The following is a 20642-nucleotide window of genomic DNA, read 5'->3' as shown; positions in this document are numbered from 1 at the left end:
GTGTCTCCTCTGATCAGTGGTCAGGCGTTGAAATAATTGGCTTCGGGATGTAGCAGCACGAACGCGTCCGTGGACTGCTCCGGGTGCAGCTGCAGTTCCTCCGACAACGTCACCCCGACCCGGCCCGCGTCGAGCAGGTCGACCAACTTGGCGCGATCTTCCAGGTCCGGGCAGGCCCCGTAACCGAAGGAGTACCGCGCACCCCGGTAACCGAGCTTGAAGTAATCCTGCACATCAGCGGGATCCTCGGCGGCGACGGACTTGCCGTCGACGGTCAGTTCTTCACGCACCCGGCGATGCCAGTACTCGGCCAGCGCCTCGGTGAGCTGCACACCGATACCGTGCACCTCGAGGTAATCGCGATAGTTGTCGGCGGCGAACAACGCGTTCGCGAAGTCGGCGATCGGCTGTCCCATCGTCACCAACTGGAACGGCAACACATCGACCTGCCCGGTCTCGCGAGCCCGCTCACGCGAACGAATGAAGTCCGAGATGCACAGGAACCGATCACGCTGCTGACGCGGGAACGTGAACCGATACCGCTGCGGTGCATCAGGATTCGGCTCGGTCAACACGATGACCTCGTCACCTTCCGACACGGCGGGGAAGTACCCGTAGACCAGCGCCGCGTGCTGGAGCACACCCTCGGTGGCCAGGCGATCGAGCCAGGCCCGCAACCGCGGCCTGCCCTCGGTCTCCACCAGATCCTCATAGGTCGGGCCTTCACCCTTGCGCTGCCCGCGCAGACCCCACTGGCCGAGGAACAGCGCCCGCTCGTCGAGCAGCCCCGAGTACTCCGCCAAAGGCAGACCCTTGATCACCCGCGTGCCCCAGAACGGCGGCGTCGGCACCGGCAGATCCGCGGCGACATCGGAGCGCTCGGGCACCACGATCGGCGCCTCGGTGGCCTTGCGCTCGGCCGCGATCCGCTTGGACCGCTCATGGCGCGCCTTACGCTCGGCGGCCTTCTCCTTCGCCGCGATCGCCTCCGGGCTGTCCGGGTCGAGGCCACCGCCACGCTTGACGGTCATGATCTCGTCCATCAACCGCAGGCCCTCGAACGCGTCGCGGGCGTAATAGACCTCGCCGTCGTAGACCTCGGTCAGGTCGTTCTCCACGTAGGAACGAGTCAGCGCGGCGCCACCGAGCAGCACCGGGAACTGCTCGGCCACACCCTTGGTGTTGAGTTCGCCGAGGTTCTCCTTCATCACCACCGTCGACTTCACCAACAGCCCGGACATGCCGATCACGTCGGCCTTCTTGTCCTGCGCGGCGTCGAGGATGGTCGCGATCGGCTGCTTGATGCCGAGGTTGACCACCTCGTAGCCGTTGTTGGACAAGATGATGTCGACCAGGTTCTTGCCGATGTCGTGTACATCGCCCTTCACCGTGGCCAGCACGATCCGCCCCTTGCCCGCGTCGTCGGTGGCCTCCATGTGCGGTTCCAGGTGCGCGACAGCGGTTTTCATCACCTCGGCCGACTGCAACACGAACGGCAGCTGCATCTGCCCCGAACCGAACAGCTCACCGACGGTCTTCATGCCCGAGAGCAGGGTCTCGTTGATGATCTGCAGCGGCGGCACCGTCTGCATCGCCTCGTCGAGATCGTCGCCGAGACCGTTGCGCTCACCGTCGACGATGCGCCGTTCCAGGCGTTCGAACAACGGCAGCAGCGCCATTTCCTCCGCGCGTGAGGCCTTCGACGACGCCGTCGAGACACCCTCGAACAACGCCATCAGCTTCTGCAGCGGGTCGTAGTCCTCGGTGCGGCGGTCATAGATCAGATCGAGGGCGACCTGCTGGTGTTCGTCGGGGATCCGGCTCATCGGCAGGATCTTCGACGCGTGCACGATCGCCGAATCCAACCCCGCCTGGACACATTCGTGCATGAACACCGAGTTCAGCACCTGCCGGGCGGCCGGATTCAGACCGAAAGAGATATTCGACAACCCAAGAGTGGTCTGCACCTGCGGGCGGCGGCGCTTGAGCTCGCGGATGGCCTTGATCGTCTCCTCGCCGTCCTTGCGCGACTCCTCCTGCCCGGTGCCCAGGGTGAAGGTCAGGGTGTCGATGATGATGTCGGACTCCGCCAGGCCCCAGTTGCCGGTGATGTCGTCGATCAGGCGCTCGGCGATCGCGACCTTGTGATCGGCCGTGCGCGCCTGGCCTTCCTCGTCGATGGTCAACGCGACGACCGCGGCACCGTGCTCGGAGACCAGCCGCATGATCTGCTGGAACCGCGAATCCGGGCCCGCGCCGTCCTCGTAGTTCACCGAGTTCACCGCGCACCGGCCACCCAGATGCTGCAGACCTGCCTGCAACACCGGCACCTCGGTGGAGTCGAGCATGATCGGCAACGTCGAGGCGGTCGCCAGCCGCGAGGCCAGCTCGTTCATGTCCTCGGCACCGTCGCGGCCCACGTAGTCGACACACAGGTCGAGCATGTGCGCGCCGTCGCGGGTCTGGTCCTTGGCGATCTCGAGGCAGCGCTGCCAGTCCGCGGCCAGCATCGCGTCACGGAAAGCCTTGGAGCCGTTGGCATTCGTGCGCTCACCGATCATCATGATCGACGCGTCCTGCTCGAACGGGACAGCGGTGTACATGCTCGACACAGCAGGTTCGTGCTCGGGATGACGACGATCGGCGATCGCGGGCAGGGTCTTCTCGACCTCGCGCACCGCCTCGGCGACCTGCCGAATGTGCTCCGGGGTGGTGCCACAGCAGCCACCGACCAGCGAGAGCCCGAACTCGGAGACGAACCCGCTCATCGCGACAGCGAGCTCTTCGGGGGTGAGCGGGTACTCCGCGCCGTTGGCACCGAGCACCGGCAGACCCGCGTTCGGCATCACCGACACCGGGATGTTCGCGTGCCGCGACAGGTGCCGCAGGTGCTCGCTCATCTCCGCCGGACCGGTCGCGCAGTTCAGCCCGATCATGTCGATGCCGAGCGGTTCCAGCGCGGTCAGCGCCGCACCGATCTCACTGCCGACCAGCATCGTGCCGGTGGTCTCCACGGTCACGTGGGTGATGATCGGGATCCGGCGACCGGCGGCGATCATCGCCCGGCGGCTACCGGTGATCGCGGCCTTGACCTGCAGCAGGTCCTGGCAGGTCTCGATGAGAATGGCATCGGCACCACCGTCGAGCATGCCGAGCGCGGCTTCGGTGTAGGCATCACGCAGCGAGACGAACGGGGCGTGGCCCAGGGTCGGCAGCTTGGTTCCGGGGCCCATCGAGCCCAGCACATAGCGCGGGGTGCCGTCGGCCGAGGGGCCCATCTCGTCGGCGACATCGCGGGCGATGCGGGTGCCGCGCTCGGACAGATCGCGGATGCGGTCCTGGATGTCGTAGTCGGCGAGGTTGGGCAGGTTGCAGCCGAAGGTGTTGGTCTCCACCGCATCCGCGCCCGCGGCGAAGTAGGCGCGGTGGATCTCGGCCAGCACATCAGGGCGGGTGTCGTTGAGGATCTCGTTGCAACCCTCGAGGCCGCGGAAGTCGTCGAGCGACAGATCCGCGGCCTGCAACATCGTGCCCATCGCGCCGTCGCCGATGACGACACGCCGCCGGAGCGTGTCGAGGAGCGTGGTATCGAAAAGGCGACCGATCACCGAGGCCATAGTGTCGCAATCTCGTCTCCCGCTGACTGCCCGTATGCGTTTGTCAGGCGCTTCAACGCAACCTCGGTGTCCCACGTCCACTCCTGTGGACCGACGGATTCGAGCACGAGCACAGCCACGATAGAGCCCAGTTGGGCCGATCGCTCCAGTGTGAGACCGCCTGCTCGGCCGAAAAGGAACCCGGCCCGGAACCCATCCCCGACGCCGGTCGGATCCACCTTCGTGGTCTCCGGCACTGCAGCAACACGGAATGTGTCACCACCCGAATGAGCAATCTCGACGCCGTCCGCACCCAACGTCGTAACTCGAATGCCGATGCGCGCCAGCACTTCTGACTCGGTGAGCTTTGCCTTTCGCCGCAGAAGGCCCCATTCGTACTCGTTGGTCAGCAGGTATTCGGCGCCGCCGATGAGATCGCGAATCTCCCGGCCGCCCAGAAAAGCCAGTTGTTGCGATGGATCAGCGGCAAACGGGAGGCCGAGCTCCCGACACTGCTCGGTATGCGCGAGCATCGCCGCTGGGTCGTTGGCGCCGATCAGCACCAGATTGGGCCGGCCGAGACGGGCAACAACAGTTGGGAGCGAGACTTCCACAGCCTCGGACATGGCACCCGGATAGAAGCTTGCCAACTGCGCCATGTCACGATCCGTTGTGCACACGAACCGGGCGGTGTGCGCGCGCCGGGACACGCGCACACTGCTGACATCTACTCCGTGTGCGGTCAGCCAGGTCTCGTAGTCGCCGAAATCCGCTCCGACTGCACCGATCAGCACCGGCGCATCTCCCAGCGCACCAAGGCCGTAGCTGATGTTTCCCCCTACGCCACCTCGTCGGATCTCCAGGTCGTCGACAAGGAAACTCAGCGACACATGCTCGAGTTGGTCAGGCAGAAATTGCTCCGCGAACCTTCCTGGGAACGTCATCAGATGGTCGGTCGCGATGGACCCGGACACGAAGATCATCCGATCGCAGCCTTCAACTCGTCGACGCGGTCACATCGTTCCCACGGAAGATCCAGGTCGGTGCGACCGAAGTGCCCGTACGCGGCGGTCGGTCCGTATATAGGACGCAGAAGATCTAGATCGCGAATGATCGCGCCCGGGCGCAGATCGAAAACCTTCGAGATAGCCTCTTGGATCGCAGCTGGATCACACTGCTCCGAGCCGAAGGTCTCGACGAACAAACCAACAGGGGCGGCCTTGCCAATGGCGTACGCAACCTGCACTTCGATCCGTTCGGCGAGGCCCGCGGCGACCGCGTTCTTGGCCACCCACCGCATTGCGTACGCGGCACTACGGTCGACCTTGGACGGGTCCTTCCCGGAAAACGCGCCCCCACCGTGGCGCGCCATGCCACCGTAGGTGTCAACAATGATCTTGCGACCGGTAAGCCCCGCATCACCCATCGGGCCGCCGATGACGAAATTTCCGGTCGGGTTGATGAAAACCCGAGGCTTCTCTGCGTCGACTGTGCTCGGTAGCCCAGCGAACACAGGATCGATCACATGAGTGACCAAGTCCTCGGCCAACATCACCTCCAGGTCGATCCCCGGCGCATGTTGGCTCGAGATGACCACAGTGTCCACACGGATCGGAACGTCACCGTCGTACTCGACGGTGACCTGTGTCTTGCCATCCGGCCGGAGATAGGGCACTGACCCGTTCTTCCGCACTGCGGATAGGCGGCGAGAAAGCCTGTGCGCCAATGCAACCGGCAGCGGCATGAACTCCGGCGTTTCGGACGTTGCGTAGCCGAACATCAGGCCCTGGTCTCCCGCGCCCTGCTGCGCAACTGCATCTTCGGCACCGTCCACTCGCGCCTCATATGCACGATCTACGCCCTGAGCGATATCGGGTGATTGCGCCCCGATGGCCACATTGACGCCACAGGTCCGTCCATCGAAACCCTTTTGGGAGCTGTCGTACCCGATCTGCACGATCGTCTCGCGAACGATCGACGGGACATCCACATATGCCGTCGTTGTCACCTCGCCTACGACGTGCACCTGCCCGGTGGTCACCAAAGTTTCTACCGCGACACGGGCGCTAGGATCGGCGGCCAGCAATGCATCCAGCACAGCATCACTTATCGCGTCACATATCTTGTCGGGATGCCCCTCGGTGACCGATTCGCTGGTGAACAATCGATGCCCCGACAGATTGGATTCGGTAGTCATGCGTTTTCCTTGATCCCCGAGTCGACATTTCGGCCTCGCAGCTCGGAGGCGATCTCCTCACTTGCAGCACGGTCGAAAACTAGAATTGCAAACACAATTGCAGGCACAACCATCAATAGAGCGTTGGAAATCCACCAACTGACATTGAAGTCTCCATAGTATGCCCAGAAAGATATAGCCATGAACCCAGCACAGAAGGTCAGCGTCAATCCGATAGTCAGGATCAGCCAGCCGATTCGATGACGGATCCGAACCAAGTAGACACCAGCGAACCCAAAAATCGACGCAGCCAGATCGAGTGGGAAGAACGACCAATTCCAAGCCTGCATAATTGGATTGGTATAGTCCCGGAAGGCCGACTCCTTAGGAATCATGTTTATCGCTACGGCAACCCAATAGAGCATGAGCAGGGCATCGGTCACCAGCAGTAGGATCTTCCCGATCTTCAAGCTCACGAAGCACTCCGTTCCGACGAGAATTCGTCTGAGATGAAATTGATCAGTTCAGCAGATTCGAGCAGGTGAGCATCCGTATGCAGACGCGAGAGGAAGAACCGAACTCGCGTGGCAGACTTCGGGACAGCAGGATAAGAGATGGGGAAGACTCTTACCCCTGCCTGCTGACAGCGCAGAGCGAAGTCGTTTACCCAGTCGTGGCGGACGAGAAACGGAATAATCGGCGTCTGCTGCCCGGCCCCACCGTGAAGCTTAGTGCTGAACAGACGTGATTTGTGCTGAATATCAGTGACATAGTTGGGGTTCTCGGACAAAAGTTGCAGAGCCTTCAGCGCCGCGCCTGCGGCAGGGGCGGGAAGGCCGGTACTGAACATGAATCCGGGGCCCGAGACACGCAGGTAGTCCACCAGCTCCCGCGAGCCGGTGATGAACCCGCCGCAGCTACCCATACTCTTGCTCAGCGTCCCCATCAAGACATCGATCTCGCCGACGTCGATCCCGAAGTGCTCGGTCACTCCCCGCCCGGTGCGTCCTATAGTTCCGATCGAATGCGCTTCGTCGACGTACAGCACAAAATCGAATCTGCGCTTCAGTTCGATAATTTCGGGCAATGGTGGTAGATCTCCATCCATACTGTAGAGCCCTTCGATGCACACGACGACTCTTCGCCTCTGCCCCGCCTCTATCAAGATCTGCTCCAGATCCGCGACATCGTTGTGCCGAAATCGTCGAATCTCGCCGCCGGCGAGGTTGCAACCGACTTCGATGCTGTTATGCGCATACTGGTCGTGGATCAGCAAATCATGCGGTCCGAACAGATAGCCGATCGTCATCACGTTCGTAGCGTGCCCGCTGACGAAGGTCACCGCGTCTTCGGTACCGAGAAAGGCAGATAGCCGATCCTCGAGCTGACGGTGCAGGTCTAGCTCACCAGAAACCATCCGGCTCGCGCTGGTCGAAATTCCGTATCTGTTGATGCAGGATTTAGCGAATTCACGTACCTGATCGTTCTCACCGAGCCCCAAGTAGTCATAGGTCGAAAAATTGACCACATGGCCATCATGAGACAAATACCGGTGCACGTTCCCGTGCGGAAGGCTCTTCAGATAGGCCAACGAGCCGTCGGCTTCACGCAGCCCACTCTTGAACTCGAGAAAGGCATGGTACTCCTTCTCCATCCATTGAACAGTCACTGTATTACTCCTAGTTGGTCAGCGCCCCACCGGGCATACCGCGTGTCAGCGTGTGAAAGGGCGTTCGAAAATTCTGTAGAACACGTAGGAAACGATCAATGCCACAGGAATGGCTACCGCAAGCAACAATGGGAACATGACGGGCTTTGACAGTTCGTTCCCCCCCAGACACAGCCATGCTATCGCAACAATAGGGGCATGGATCAGGTACAAGCTGTAGGAGAACTTGCCCAGGTCCTCCAAGCGGCCGGACACCCATTCAGATAGTGCGTCAGGTGTCGTATTCGATGCGGATCGAACATCCGATGGAAGAAATCCAAGAATCAGCAAGCAGATGCCGATCGCGACTGCGAGATCGAAGACAGGCAGTATCAGCTCTACCACCTCGAATCCGAGCGCAACAGATAAAACGATTACAAACGCTAGAATCCCGCCTGAAGCTACGAGCAGTTGTCTCCTTCGGAATGCTTCGGTCCTGTAGGAGACTCCCGCTGCGACGTTTGCCGCCACCATTCCAAGGAAGAAATATAGGATCAAGCCGAAGAAATAGGCGGGAGCATCTGAAGTCAACATCACGCAGGCGATCAATCCAACCACCACCAATGTGACGATTCCGGTACCCCGCCGGTCGCCGACACGGCCGACAAGCCAAATGAAGAACGGGAACATCAAATACAGATGGAATTCGGCGGCGATCGACCAGTGTGCGTAGTTGATCTTTGTATAATCGAATAGATCCTGCAGGAGAAGCGCATGGGTCACTAACGAATTCCAGGTTACTGGAATACTGATGTCCCATTGACTCCCTGTAGCGGTTCGCGCCACCGTTAAGCCAACAAACGCTGAGAGAGCCATGGCGGCGTAGTAGGGAGGTAGAATTCTCCTACAACGGCGTTTGAGAAATCCAGCAGTTGTATATCGATCCCCGCGACCGATTCGCGCGATTTGCAGCGAGTAACCACTGACGACGATGAAGGCGATCACTGCGTAGTGTCCGTGATATAGCCATCCAGTCAGCCAATACAAGACACCATCGGGATGTATGCCATAGCCGAGGGGAGGTTCGGCAGCAGGCCACACTTGGAACCAAATGTGGCTGATAAGAACGTAGAAGGCGCAGATGCCGCGGAGCCCGGTTAGCTTGACCCACACAGATTTCGGCATATCGCGCTGATGCGAAGACGTTGCGGTCGTGGTCATGGTGGAACCTTGTTTTCTGTAATGCAAACGCCGAGCCCGAAACTCAACGGCGTGCAGTGACCACTGAATATCGGTGCACGATTGGTACATTCCGTGGCCCGGCGGTTTCTATACGCTCACGGAGCCCCTGGATCACCTGGTCGAAAAGATCAGGCTCTATGGCATCGAGATATCCCGCCGACACACCCGATTTAGTGACATACTCAACAATGCTGTCCACATTTGTGACGACACGAGAGGATTCCCCATCGAATCCCGTTTCAACACGGCTACCATCCGGTGCAATTCTGCGGGCGATGTACCGGTGATCGGTCGGAAGGTCGAGCTTAACGGCGCGGCGCAACAATTTGGCATCGGCCATGAGCACATCCAGAAGGACCGCCTCGAGCTCCTTCAAGGTGCCCTTGCGGTTTTCCATAATGCCGATGAATGCCCCCGATTTGAGCACGCGTCCGAGTTCTCGCCTCAGCTTCGCGTGCGACATATAGCAGACACCCCATGCGCAGATGAGAGCGTCAATCGAGTCAGTCGGCTGCGCGGCAAGATACTCCAGTGCATCACCGACGACAAATTCAACTTGTTGACCTTCAGCGCGTACTTTGGCTTGGTTTTCGGCCAGCATCCCCTCAGAGATATCTACCGCGGTTAGTACGCTATCCACGGAGACAGCATCAGCCAGACGCCGAGTTATGGCACCAGTTCCAGCAGCTAACTCTACAACACGAAGTGACGGCCGCTCCAACTCCTCCCAGGGCAGGAGGGTGGTGAATCGCTCGGCGGCAGCGGCGAGGTTGTGCGAGTAGTATTCGTCGTAGGTTGACGCAACCTTGTCGTAGTCATTGCGCACATCGGCATATCGTCCCTGCACCGACAGCGCGATATGCTTCGCGGCCGTCTGCGCTTTTCGCATTACCTTCATAGTGTCCCCCCTAATGGGAATTCGCACTTCCGAGATTTATCAGGACAACACCGCCGATTGTCAAAGCCATGCCGGCGATTGTCACAACGCTGAGGTGCTGTTTGTAAATGACAGCTGCGAGTAGAGTCAGGATTACGGTGCCGATGGCGGACCAAAGTGCGTAGGCAACTCCGACCGATACCTCACGCAAGGTAAGGCTCAACGCGAAGAAGGCCGCTCCGTACCCGATCACAACGACAGCAATCGGAGCCATGTTCTTGAACCCATCAGTGGCCTTGAGGGCCAACGTGGCGGCAACCTCGCATCCGATTGCGATCAGCAGATATATCAATGCCAGCCGAGACATGGTCCCCTTCTAACCCACTCATCGGAATGACGGCATTTTCGGATCGGTACAACCCGGTTGACCGCTCACCCCCTCAACGTTCACGACGCTATCACAAAACGGGTTGACCGTCCTGTTATCATTTGGCAAACAGGTTGATCATCCTGTTAACCGCGCTGTCGCTTGCTGGACACGGTCGGACGCGGTAGGCAGGGCGATCGCCGTGCCGTTCACAGACAGCGCCCGCTCACGCCGACAACGGCAGTCTCTCTACGTTCGGGGCACCTGTCCCACACCGATATCCAAGGACGACTACCTGCGGCCATCGGTATGTGGCAATGTTTGCCCAACGACCAGGGCGGTCGGGCGCTAGATACCGGGCAATACCGGTCACGGGGCGTGAACTCTCGCTGCTACGGGCTGTGACCAAAGTACGCCAAGATTCTGGGCCAGCTTCCTGTCGCTTGTCACGGACTCGCGACTCCTAGCAACACCTCACCGAAGGCACTGCGAGCAGCTCGCGCCCGCCATCACCCTGTGCGACCTCGCCGCGCCTGCCGAGTACGCACTGTTGCCCGGCGACTTCAGACGAATGTCCGTCCAGTTCTTCTCGACGCGCGCGGCGCCGCTGTCTTCACCGAAGACGATCTTCCAGCCGGCGGGAACCTCCGCAAAGGTCGGCCAACGAGTGCTGGTCCTCGCCGTTCACCAACACTTACGGTGCGCCGCAAGCCGGCCGAGATCGATCGATGGGCTCGCGCGCCACTGATGGCCTATGCCGGCCGCGGCCGCCACGCACCGGAGACCACCGGAGGCCGTAAGTCGGACCGGTGAATTCTGACGCCAGGTCCGATCGCGGATCCCGATATCAGCGAATCCTGACATCGCCCCGGCCGGAGCGGTGAGGCCGATCCGGGGCCGTACCGTCTCGGCATGTGAGCAAGACAGCCGAGGACCCGGCGACATCGGCTGCCGCGACGCGACGCGATGCGCTGCTACTGGTCTTCGCCACCGGCGCGGTGATCGGTGTGCTGGGTGGCCTGATCGGCCTCGGTGGCGCGGAGTTCCGGCTGCCCCTGCTGATCGGGCTGTTCGGGTTCGCGGCCCTGCACGCGGTGATCGTGAACAAAGCGATGAGTCTGATCGTGGTCCTCACCGCCCTGCCAGCCCGGCTGATCGCCCTGCCATATGCCGAGGTCACCCAGCACTGGACGATCGCGGCCAATCTCCTCACCGGCAGTCTCGCCGGTGCCTGGTTGGGCGATTCCGCCGGAAACCTTCGGTGTCCTGGCCATGACCGCGACCGCACTGGTCTGGGCGAATGTCGCCGCAGGCCGCGAGCCCGACATCACGGCGACTGTCGGCATCATGAGAACGGTCCTGTCCGCGCACCAGTGAGCCCGCCAGAAAGCGCGATCCCACCGAACGTGGATCGACGCCCGGATGCGGTCGCTGTCAGCGCTCAGCTTTCCTGATCGACGGGATCTCGTCTGTGCCGCTGAAGACATCCGGTCTGGGGCTGACCGGCGCATAGGCGGCCTGTTGAACGGATTGGCCCCGATCGCGATGTGTCCGTTTCAGAGACCCTGAATACCTTTGTTGAGCTGCATGACGGCGATGAGGACAAGCAAGCCGACATTGAGGAGCTTCGTGTTGGTAGCGATCCACTGCCGCAATGCCCGCAACGGCGCTGCTGCCCGATTCGGCATCATCACCAACAATCCGACCGGGCCCGCGACCGAGCTCGCGGAGATCACGACGAACACCACGGCGACACCGAGCTGGACAGACAAGGGCGTACCGCTCAACCGCAATGTCAGCGCCGCGACGATCGCACAGGAGACATCGATCGGGTTGAGCACGAATACAGCGAAGCCGAGCAGAAACGAGCGGGCCGCGGTGAAGTGTTCGACGGATTGCAGCATCTTCGGCAATTGTGGTGCGGCATCGACTATTTCGCCCGGTTCGCGGGCCAGTGCCATCGCGCGCAGACGCTTTCGTTCCCTGGTGTAGACGTACCACGCACCGATCAGCAGCTCCGCGGCGAGCGCCAGATGCAGGATCGACAACCACAGCGGCGGGTCTATCCGTTCCTGTACGTGCAGCGCGGCCAGAACCGCGTAGGCGGTGCCGGTGGCGAGCACGATTCCGGTGACCCACCCGGCCAGATAGGCCAGGCTGTTGGCGCGGGCGCGCTGTGAGAACAGCACGGCCACTACGGCGATCACGGCGAGCGGGCTCATGATGATGCCGAGCGCGACAGGTATCAGCGAAAGCACCAGCGAGGTCATGCCGCGCCTCTTTCGAGTAGTTCCGAGCGAACCCGATCGGAGGTCAGGTCGTCACCGCGCGATATCGCCGAGTTTCCAGCTGCGATCGAAGTACGGCTCCAACGGCCCGTAGAACCGGAAGTAGGAGAACCAGTGCTTGCCGGGGATCGTTTGGATCCAGTTGGTCGTTCCGCTCGTCGGCGGTGTCGGGCCGAAGAACACATCGACGGATCCGTCGTCGTTCACCACGAGGTCGGGGTCGCGCGAGCCTCGATCTCCGCGCTGCTGCTCGTTGTCGATGAGGCAGCGAGTCCAGGTGTCGTACACGGTGACCGACCAGAACAGTTTCGCCGGCGGGTCCGCGGGAATGTGCAGCGTGTAGGACTTGGCGCCATCGAGCCAGTCCCCCTCGGCATCGGTGTACGCGCCGAGATAGGCCTGACCTACCCCCGGTGTCTGGCTCTTCATCGCTTCGGAGAAACTGACCGCCTCGTAGAACCACGCGGCGCGTTCGAGCAACTGGTCGTAGTACGGCCCACGCTGGTCGGAATGATCGAGCTGCACAACCAGATCCCACTGCCGGTCGGGCCAGTACTTCGCGCCGGGGAAACGCTTGGCGAACGTATTCGCCTGCGCCATCAGCTCTCCGGCAGCGGTGGCGTCGGCCAGAATCGCGGCCATCCGCTCATCGGGTTCGAACGGCTTGTCCTTCTCGATCCCCAATTGCTTCAGCATGGCCAGGTAGAAGCGGTCGCGTTCGTCGACGATCTCGCGTTGATAGATGTCGTGCAGGCGAACCCAATAGTCGAGGCCACGCGGCTGGTCCCCGGTCCACGGTTGCCCCTGCGGCGAGATCAGTCGGGTCTGCGTGGCGGCGCCATGGAGCGGTTGGATACGCACTTGCTCGACCAAACCGCGCGCCTTGTCCGGGTCCGGATCCAAGGTCCGGAAGCCGAACATGATGTTCAGCCCTGTCGCGTGATGAACGAAGTAGTCGCCGTCGAGGTCGGGATCTTCGTGACCGGGAGGAAGAATCAAATGTTTGCCGCCACGGCCTTGATCGGGCCCCATCTCACCGAGAATGCCGAACTCACGCTGCCAGAAGTCCGAGAATCCTCCGGCGGTATGACCCGGCGGCACGTCGATCACCAACGGACCGGTGGTTCCGAGATCGATGAAATTCAGGATGTACGGGGTGGTTCCGTTCGCGGTGATCAACCCGAGGCGGTCGCGATAGGACACGTAATGCACCAGGTCGAAGTCCCCGGCGCCGAACACATCTCGATGCTGTGTCTGCCACTGCGCATAAGACACCAACGGCAAGGCCCACAGGTAGACCTGGCAGGCCAGTTGATAGTCCAGTTCATCGAAGATCAGCGGAAGATCGGCACGTCGCGGTAGTTCACCGTCCATACCTACCCGTGCCAAGCGACCCTGCAGCGAAGAATGCGCCATGCTCGCCTCCTGTTGTCACGGAATATCAGGTGTTCGCAATCTCTGGAACCCACCGCCAGCGGAGGCAGATCACTGAGGACCTAGCCCATACGGCTCACGCTAGGTCGGGCATCAGTACCGCGCGTCACACGTTATGGGTGATATCCGCTCGACCGGGCGACCGACATTCGAAATGTCACGCCCACAGCACTTTCGCCGAAGGACTCTTGCCGATAGACCGGAGCGACCGGGACAGGTTGGCGGCAACAGGTTATTCAATCTGGCAGGAGGCGCAGTTCGAGGAGGCGTAGTTCAGCCGGCATTCCATTGCTCTTGCCGGATACCGCTGCGGCCGAGCTGCGCGAATCCTACTTCGGCCCACGCAGGCGAGCACGCGCGCCTGCGATGATCGTGATGATCATGACCGTCATGACCTGCAGCGCGGTGAGTGCAGGTGCAGGTGGTGACTGAACAGGTGCGGCGTACTCGACCGGGGGCGGCTGGGTCGGCGGCGGTGGGACCGCCGCGAGGGTCGGTGGGATCACCTCGGGGAGTCGCACCGGGATAGGCGCGACGGCCGGTTCCGGCGCCGGCAATGGAATGATCAGGGGACTACCGGGCTCCGGTGGATCTGAGACCGGTAGCAACAGCATGCAGGTCAGCAGGGCGCTGCCGGTGGCGGCGCTGCCTACCGCCACACTGCCCGCACCGGCCGAGCCCGAGCCGACGCTTGCGCTGGAACCGAGGCCGACCAGGCTCGAGCCAAGGCCGCTACCGCTGAGAATGCCCGACCCAAGCGCGGCGCTGCCGACTGCCGCGCTGCCGACACAGGCGGGGAGCACAGCGTCGGGGTCGGGAAGCAGCAGGCCACCCAGCGTGTCCGGGGCGGCGATCTCGGTCGCCGGTGCCGTTCCAGGCGCGGGATCCACACGCGCGGTATCGATGCCGCTGGGAGTACTCGGGCCGAGGCCGAGAGCTTGCCCGCCTGCCGGATTCGGGACCACCCCGGCCGAGCTGCCGGTCGGCGCCGCTGACCGGCCCGGTCCGCTCGCGAGGCCGCTGCCGAGCCCCAGCTCCTGCCCACCGGATTGCGCGTCGCTCGGGGCCACGGTGCCCGGAGCCGCACTGCCGCTGAAGATCTGGTCGATCGTCGGCATTCCGGCGTCAGCCGCGACGTACGGTGAGTGGACAGCGAGCACCGCCGCGGTCGCCGAAACCGTCGTGAATCTTCTTACCACTCTTCGTTTTCCGCCCACGATGCCTCCGAAAGCCAAGTGCTGATCGCTGTTCGACCCGGTCAACGAGGAATGTCGCCGCTGGACGACGTCTCCGCGGCGAGATGATGGAAGCGCTCGAGCGCGAGTTCGTAGGCGTCCTTGGCGACGTGGTTACCGCCCGCGAACGGCTGATCCAGTTGATAGACAGCCAGAATGACCGCACCGATCACCAGGCCGAACAACCCGGTCATGAGGACGCTGCGATTGGTGACCACGACACCGGAGAAGACGGTGCCGAACAACAGCATGGCAGTGGCGAACCACAAGGCGATATAGAGAAAACCGGGCAACCGATAACCGGCGTCGAGGCCACGGTCGAAGCGGGCCTCGGTGATCGCCGCGACGGCAGTGGCGGCCTCGTCCTGGTCCGCCTTCGCGTCCGCGGTGGCGGCAGGCACGGAATCCACCGCCTCCCGCAGGTCATCGAGCGTCGCCTGCGTGGACGGGCTCAGCCGGCGCTGTTTGTCCATGACCTGCCACTCCTCGCCGATCACCTGCCGGGTGTAGGCGGTCGCCAGGGTGCGGATCTTCGCACGATCCGGCTCGGGCATGCTGTTCGCGGACTCGTACACGCTCACCAGGGCCTTGCCCTCCGACACGGTGTGCGCGTGCGAGGTGTCGTACTGCTGCCAGAGGATCACCACCACGAACGCCACGATGGCGGCGAAGAACATGTTGACCATGTCCAGCATCATCGAACCAGCGCCGGAATCGTCGTCGTGCCGCCATGATTCGGGCCGCACCCGATCCCCCAGCACGAAGATCCCCACCGCGACGCCCGCGAAAAGAGCCAATACCGCCAGCTGCAACAGAATTCCCAGCATTCGCGACTCCGTTCCTGGCGGGGTTGACGCTGTCGCAGGGTATTCGCGGTGGCCACGCGGATGGATTGCGATCCGAATCCTCTTCCACCCCACCGATTTACAACCGAGCGGTCGCTTTTCGGGGTGCTGCGTCAACGGGCAATGAATGCCCGCGGATCCGCTTCGCGCTAACCCGTACGGTGCAGTACGAGTTATGCTGTTGATGTGAGCCCTGCCACGCCTCATCGCAAACGCGCAGATGCCCGCCGCAGCATCGACCGCATCGTCGCCGCGGCCCGCGCTGAGCTGAGCAAAGATCCACAGGCGAGCATCGACGACATCGCCGAGCACGCGGGGGTGGGGCGGATGACGCTGTACGGGCATTTCCCCAACCGCGCCGCGCTGGTCGAAGCAGCCCTCACCGCCGCGCTGGCAGCGGGCGACGAGACATTGTCGTCGGTCGATCTCAGCGGGAACGCCGAACGCGCCATGACCCACTTACTCGGCGCCAGTTGGGATTTGATCGCCGAATCCGCCGCGTTGCTGACCGCCGCGATCGAGACCTTGCCCGCGGGGCGCATCCAACAGCTACACGACAGCCACGCCGAGCGCATGGACAAACTGCTTCACCGTGGCCGGGAACAGGGCGAGTTCCGCACCGATCTACCTGTCCCCTGGCTGCGCAACGTCATCCATTACGTCTTGAAGGGTGCCGCCGAGGAAGTCAGCGCGGGCCGGGTGCACGCCACGGACGCTCCTGGTCTCGTCACCGCCACTGTGCTCCCCCTTCTCATCGCGAACCGGGACCCGAGCTAGAGGAATTCAGATGACCACAGAGACTCCGGAACGCAGGCACTGGCTGGGGAAGCTGACCGAACGCTGGCCGACGGTACTTGGCGTGGCGACGGTCGCGGCACTGGGTGCGGGAATGGCCGGGGATGCCGACGATGAGCTCGGCGACATTCTGATCCTCCTGCCGCTGATCTACCTGATCGTGGCGAAGTGGCGCCGACCCGCCCTGACCTGGCCGGTCGTCATCAGCCTGCTTGTCCTGTCGACCGTGGTGAGCACATTCGACATCGTCCGGACCGGGTATGTGTTCGCGGCGATTGCGCTGATACTGCTGGTTTGGGCCGCCATCGACGGCCAACTGGGCCGCCGCGAGGATTTCACCGTTCAGGCGCTGGGCATGGTCGGTTTCGGCGCTCTGGCAGTGGTCGCGATCGCTGCCAGTCCGGAGATCGGGCGCTACGTGCTGGCTGCCTGCTGGCTGCTGCATGGCGTGTGGGACTTCGTGCATCTTCGGCTCAACCGGACCGTGGCGCGTTCGTTCGCCGAATGGTGCGCCGTCGTCGATGTCCTGGTTGCGATCGTGCTGGTTGTCGGGGTGTGACGGTTGCGCTGGGATGTGAGACCTCCGCGCCCCGCAACAGTTAGGTCATCGGCCGGTTGCGATGCCTGCCATGGTCAACTGGAGATACGCGTCGTCGATGTCGCCCTCGCCGAAGAACTCCGCGAGGACGTTGCGCCCGAGTTCCCGGCGATCGGCGGCGCCGACCAAGCCGAGCGCTGACTCGCGGGTCTGGGCATTCGGTTCGTCAGCCACCAGCGCTGCCACGATGGCGGCGGCACTCTCCCTGCTCCACACCCCGGGGACAGCCGCGGAGATGTCGCTCGTGGACGGGGTGGCGGCGCGATACCACCGGCCACCATCCCACCAATAGCAGAAGGACAGCAGGCCCACGCCCGCGCGCGGGTTCAGCGTCGCGTTCGCCACCCATGCGGGTGCGCCGGCGTAGAGGTCCGGCATCGGCGCCGCGCTGTTGTAGACGGCGTCGAGAACGGGGTCGTTCCACACACCGCCGGACAGAACGGCACGGTCGCCGGGCAGGATCCAGAGCGAAGAGCCACTGCGCTCGGCGCCCTCGAACAGGCCGAGCGCGGGCAGTACCCTTGGGCCCCAGGGTGATCCGACCGCAACGAAGGCCGCCGACAGCACTGCCCACCGTGCCAGCAGCGACGGCAACGCGGGCAGCTCGTCCGCGACGACCGCCGCACCGGGCGCGGCCCGCGCCGCCACCTCGGCGGGTCGTGACTGCCTGTCGGCGTGCCCGATGTGGGCGGCGAGCCACACCGGCAACCGGGGTCGCGGGAAGGCCTCGAGATCAGCTCGATAGACCTCGGCGGGGAAAAGGTGTTCGTCGGGAAATGGTTGTTCGCCGAAGTCGTAGTCCGTGCGCACGTCTCCCGATTCCGACACCACCAGCAGGTAGCGCCACCAGGGGCCGTCGGGCCGGACGGCCGAGGCCTCCCGGTGCACACGGACCAGGCCCATGATCTCCGCGGGCGGCACGATCTGGACCGGCTGGCCCTGCTCGTCGGTGGCGACGACCGAGGCCAGTTCAGCGGTGGCCGTCAGCACGAATATCGCGCGGATCTCCCGGGCTTGCGGCCCGAGTTCGGTCAGCAGTGCGGCGATGCGACGGCTCGCCGCATCCGGCGGTGTCGATCCGGCCTCGGTCGGGTCCTCGGTTCTGGTCACGATAGGGCACCTCCTCGGTCGGGGCGCAGGCTACCACCCATCGGCAAACGAACGGTGTTGCCGGAAGCGAGATTTCGTTATCCATAGACCGATACATGCTGTACGAGAACAGAATTCGTCTTCCAGTCGCTACGGGTTCAACTTCCTGCGATGTACTCCGACGACATCGACCGCTGAGGAGACAGCCGTGCCGCGCGAACCAGGAGTGCTCCGGAGCACCGCGGAGCAGTCATGACCCTCCAGCTGCCCGAGGGTTTGCACTGGCTGGCGTGGATCGCGGGCACGACCTGGCCCGCGGGCGACGAGGACGCGTGCTGGGCTGTCTCGGAGGCATGGAAAACAGCGAGCGCGGAGATCGAGGCACTACTCGCCGGCATCGACGAGGCCAAGGCGACCACCGTGGCGGCCTATCCGCAGGGCGAAGGCGGCGCCGCGATGGGCAGCCGCTACGACGTGCTGCGCGCGGGGGATCAATCAGTGGAGGCGCTGGCTCAGCTGATGCACACGGTCGCCGACAGCGCGTTCGACATGGGTACCGAGATCCAGGCGTCCAAGATCACCGTCATCGTGACCCTGGTCTGGCTCGCGCTGGAAATCCTGTGGGCTTGGGTGTTCCCGCCGACCGCGCCCGCGGTGGAGGCGGCCGCGATCACCACGACCCGGTCGTTTCTCAAGGTGTTCGAGGATTTCGTCCAGAAGATCATCACCTCGATCGCCGCCAGGCTCGGCGCCCCGACGGTCAAGCGGCACTTCTGGTCCCAGGCGGCGCGGCTGCGGCCGGTGATGCCCACCGCCAAGGGGTATGGCGTTTACGGTGTGCGGGCGATCGAGGCGGCGGTCATCACGGGGACGATCAACGGATCAGTGCAGGTCGGCCAGCTCGCGGCCGGTAAGCGTCGGCATTTCAACGGCCGCGAATTCGGGCTGTCGGTCCTCGCCGGTGTCGCCGGGGTGATCCCGGGCCGCGAGGTCGGCCGGTATCTCGGAAAAGGCATCGACAGTGTCGCAGGCAAGAACCTCGGCAGTGCGGCCGGGCGAGTGGGGCGAGGCGCCGTGATCGGCGCTACGTCCGGTGTCGTCGGCACCGCTGTCGGGAACCTGGCGGTGGGCGCGGCAACCGGCGACTGGTCGTCGTTCTCCTCCGGCGCGGGCTGGGTCGGCGGTGCCGCGCGCGGCGGCATCGTCGGCGGGGCGCGGGGCGGATTCGCCCTGGGAACGCCGATTCCCCTGGGGCGCGGGGACATTCGGTCCTACGTGTGGATGCCGAAACCCGCTACCGGCAGTCCGCCGGTTACCGATGGCTCGTCCTCCGGCTCGTCGGCCGGCTCGTCGGCCGGCTCGTCGGCCGGCTCGTCGGCCGGCTCGTCGGCCGGCTCGTCCGCCGGCTCGTCGTCCCGCGCCGGGATCGCCGGGTCACGTACCGACTCAGAGTTCAGCGGCGGCACCGTAGCGGGAACGAACTCCGGCCGCGGCGACGGTGGTTCGTCCTCCGGTAGCTCAACCCATTCCGGGCAGTCCGTGTACCACGACGTCTATCGCCCCGGCAGTCCCGAAAGCGGCCAGTCGGTGTATCACGATGTCTATCGCCCCGGCACACCGGAAAGCGGCCAGTCGGTGTATCACGATGCGGTCGGCACAATTTCGGGATCGTCGTCGTCCGGATCGACCCCCAGCTTTGTGACGGCTTCCGACGGCGGCGGGTCGGGCACCTTCACCGGCAGGCCGCCCACCTCGTTCGAGTCGTCGGTGGACGGCTGGGGACCGAGCGGACAGCCGCCGCCCGGCAACAACGGACTTGTCGGAGGTGGGGCACTGCCCCCGCCGACCGGCGGCGAACCGCCTGGCCCGGACGGTGCGGGTGCGCGCCAGGCCGGGACCGACCAACCGTTCCTCGGCGAGGGCAAAGATGTCCGCGGCAAGCCCCGCCCGAAACAGGTGCCGTCGGTGGAGCCACTGCCAGGGCCCTACACACCGCCACCCGACGGCGCCTCGCGGCCGAGTGACTGGGTGAGCACGGACCCTGCCGCGGGCACCACAGACGTCGATGTTCCTTTCACCCTCTAGACCGCCGATATCGAAGGGAGTGCGCGATGGCCGAAAATGTCGAGGTCGACCCCCAGAAACTGCGCAAGGCAGCGGAATTGACCGCGGAGTTGTCGACGAAAGTCACGGCTGCCGCCGACAAACTCCGCAATACCCTCGCCGGAACGGAATCCGACGCCACCACCGCCCCGTGGGGAGACGACAAGCGGGGCAAGAAGTTCGCCGACGGCGACAAGGGGTACCAGGCCGCCCGCGACAACTTGCTCGCCGGGGCCGACGGGGCCGCGAAGACCCTGCTCGATATGTCGACGGGCCAGCGCGAGGCGGCGGACATGCTCACCGGCACCGACCAGTCCTCGCATTTCGGCGCGGGGACGGTGTGAGCGCA

At 63.6% G+C, this 20642-nt stretch carries 18 protein-coding genes and 1 pseudogene; 5 read left to right on the top strand and 14 right to left on the bottom strand.

The window, feature by feature from the left end; all coding sequences use genetic code 11:
* Positions 1 to 20: 20 nt before the first annotated feature.
* From metH to ACWZHB_RS00590, 9 genes and pseudogenes are all read right to left on the bottom strand, one after another.
* Positions 21 to 3608: a methionine synthase gene (gene metH / locus ACWZHB_RS00630; protein ID WP_427905983.1), complete on the bottom strand. Its 3588-nt coding sequence runs from the start codon at positions 3606 to 3608 to the stop codon at positions 21 to 23.
* Positions 3605 to 4579 carry a carbohydrate kinase family protein gene (locus ACWZHB_RS00625; RefSeq protein WP_427905982.1) on the bottom strand — a complete coding sequence of 325 codons (975 nt, stop codon included), beginning with the start codon at positions 4577 to 4579 and terminating at the stop codon, positions 3605 to 3607. Before ACWZHB_RS00625 ends, metH begins: the two co-directional genes overlap by 4 nt.
* Positions 4576 to 5793: a methionine adenosyltransferase gene (gene metK, locus ACWZHB_RS00620; RefSeq protein WP_427905981.1), complete on the bottom strand. Its 1218-nt coding sequence runs from the start codon at positions 5791 to 5793 to the stop codon at positions 4576 to 4578. The genes ACWZHB_RS00625 and metK overlap by 4 nt, the downstream gene beginning before the upstream one ends.
* On the bottom strand, positions 5790 to 6248 hold the full coding sequence (locus tag ACWZHB_RS00615) for a DUF5360 family protein (protein WP_427905980.1): 459 nt from the start codon (positions 6246 to 6248) through the stop codon (positions 5790 to 5792). Before ACWZHB_RS00615 ends, metK begins: the two co-directional genes overlap by 4 nt.
* Positions 6245 to 7441 (bottom strand): aminotransferase class I/II-fold pyridoxal phosphate-dependent enzyme, encoded by a 1197-nt coding sequence (locus ACWZHB_RS00610; protein ID WP_427905979.1) that lies wholly within the window; start codon positions 7439 to 7441, stop codon positions 6245 to 6247. Before ACWZHB_RS00610 ends, ACWZHB_RS00615 begins: the two co-directional genes overlap by 4 nt.
* Before the next feature lie 45 nt (positions 7442 to 7486).
* Complete coding sequence (locus tag ACWZHB_RS00605; RefSeq protein WP_427905978.1) at positions 7487 to 8641, bottom strand: acyltransferase family protein; 1155 nt, start codon at positions 8639 to 8641, stop codon at positions 7487 to 7489.
* Between the two features lie 43 nt (positions 8642 to 8684).
* On the bottom strand, positions 8685 to 9551 hold the full coding sequence (locus ACWZHB_RS00600) for a class I SAM-dependent methyltransferase (RefSeq protein WP_427905977.1): 867 nt from the start codon (positions 9549 to 9551) through the stop codon (positions 8685 to 8687).
* A 19-nt stretch (positions 9552 to 9570) separates the two neighbouring features.
* Positions 9571 to 9906 (bottom strand): DMT family transporter, encoded by a 336-nt coding sequence (locus ACWZHB_RS00595; protein ID WP_427905976.1) that lies wholly within the window; start codon positions 9904 to 9906, stop codon positions 9571 to 9573.
* Between the two features lie 474 nt (positions 9907 to 10380).
* Positions 10381 to 10600 (bottom strand): annotated as a pseudogene (locus ACWZHB_RS00590) (MbtH family NRPS accessory protein).
* A gap of 220 nt (positions 10601 to 10820) precedes the next feature.
* Here ACWZHB_RS00590 and ACWZHB_RS00585 point away from each other — a divergent pair.
* Positions 10821 to 11360, top strand: a complete 540-nt coding sequence (locus tag ACWZHB_RS00585; RefSeq protein WP_427905975.1) for a TSUP family transporter — start codon at positions 10821 to 10823, stop codon at positions 11358 to 11360.
* Between the two features lie 102 nt (positions 11361 to 11462).
* On the opposite strand, the gene ACWZHB_RS00580 is transcribed toward ACWZHB_RS00585, so the two are convergent.
* From ACWZHB_RS00580 to ACWZHB_RS00565, 4 genes are all read right to left on the bottom strand, one after another.
* Entirely contained in the window at positions 11463 to 12176 is a 714-nt protein-coding gene (locus tag ACWZHB_RS00580; protein WP_427905974.1) for a GAP family protein, read from the bottom strand.
* A gap of 51 nt (positions 12177 to 12227) precedes the next feature.
* A complete protein-coding gene (locus ACWZHB_RS00575; RefSeq protein WP_427905973.1) occupies positions 12228 to 13610 on the bottom strand; it encodes a DUF1254 domain-containing protein in 1383 nt (460 codons plus the stop codon).
* Positions 13611 to 13957: 347 nt separating this feature from the next.
* On the bottom strand, positions 13958 to 14827 hold the full coding sequence (locus tag ACWZHB_RS00570) for a hypothetical protein (protein ID WP_427905972.1): 870 nt from the start codon (positions 14825 to 14827) through the stop codon (positions 13958 to 13960).
* A 59-nt stretch (positions 14828 to 14886) separates the two neighbouring features.
* Positions 14887 to 15690: a bestrophin-like domain gene (locus ACWZHB_RS00565; protein ID WP_427905971.1), complete on the bottom strand. Its 804-nt coding sequence runs from the start codon at positions 15688 to 15690 to the stop codon at positions 14887 to 14889.
* A 204-nt stretch (positions 15691 to 15894) separates the two neighbouring features.
* Between ACWZHB_RS00565 and ACWZHB_RS00560 the strand changes: the two genes are divergently transcribed.
* Positions 15895 to 16485, top strand: coding sequence for a TetR/AcrR family transcriptional regulator (locus ACWZHB_RS00560; RefSeq protein ID WP_427905970.1), 591 nt, complete (start codon positions 15895 to 15897; stop codon positions 16483 to 16485).
* 82 nt (positions 16486 to 16567) lie between these two features.
* Positions 16568 to 17062: a hypothetical protein gene (locus tag ACWZHB_RS00555; protein ID WP_427905969.1), complete on the top strand. Its 495-nt coding sequence runs from the start codon at positions 16568 to 16570 to the stop codon at positions 17060 to 17062.
* A gap of 45 nt (positions 17063 to 17107) precedes the next feature.
* On the opposite strand, the gene ACWZHB_RS00550 is transcribed toward ACWZHB_RS00555, so the two are convergent.
* Complete coding sequence (locus ACWZHB_RS00550) at positions 17108 to 18211, bottom strand: hypothetical protein (RefSeq protein ID WP_427905968.1); 1104 nt, start codon at positions 18209 to 18211, stop codon at positions 17108 to 17110.
* 231 nt (positions 18212 to 18442) lie between these two features.
* On the opposite strand from ACWZHB_RS00550, the gene ACWZHB_RS00545 reads away from it, so the two are divergent.
* Together ACWZHB_RS00545 and ACWZHB_RS00540 are read left to right on the top strand one after the other, a co-directional pair.
* A complete protein-coding gene (locus ACWZHB_RS00545; protein WP_427905967.1) occupies positions 18443 to 20275 on the top strand; it encodes a WXG100-like domain-containing protein in 1833 nt (610 codons plus the stop codon).
* Between the two features lie 26 nt (positions 20276 to 20301).
* Positions 20302 to 20637, top strand: coding sequence for a hypothetical protein (locus tag ACWZHB_RS00540; RefSeq protein ID WP_427905966.1), 336 nt, complete (start codon positions 20302 to 20304; stop codon positions 20635 to 20637).
* Positions 20638 to 20642: the final 5 nt, after the last annotated feature.

Source organism: Nocardia sp. FBN12 (assembly GCF_054031145.1).
The sequence above is the reverse complement of the archived record's forward strand: the minus strand, read 5'-3'. Positions and strand labels throughout refer to the sequence as shown.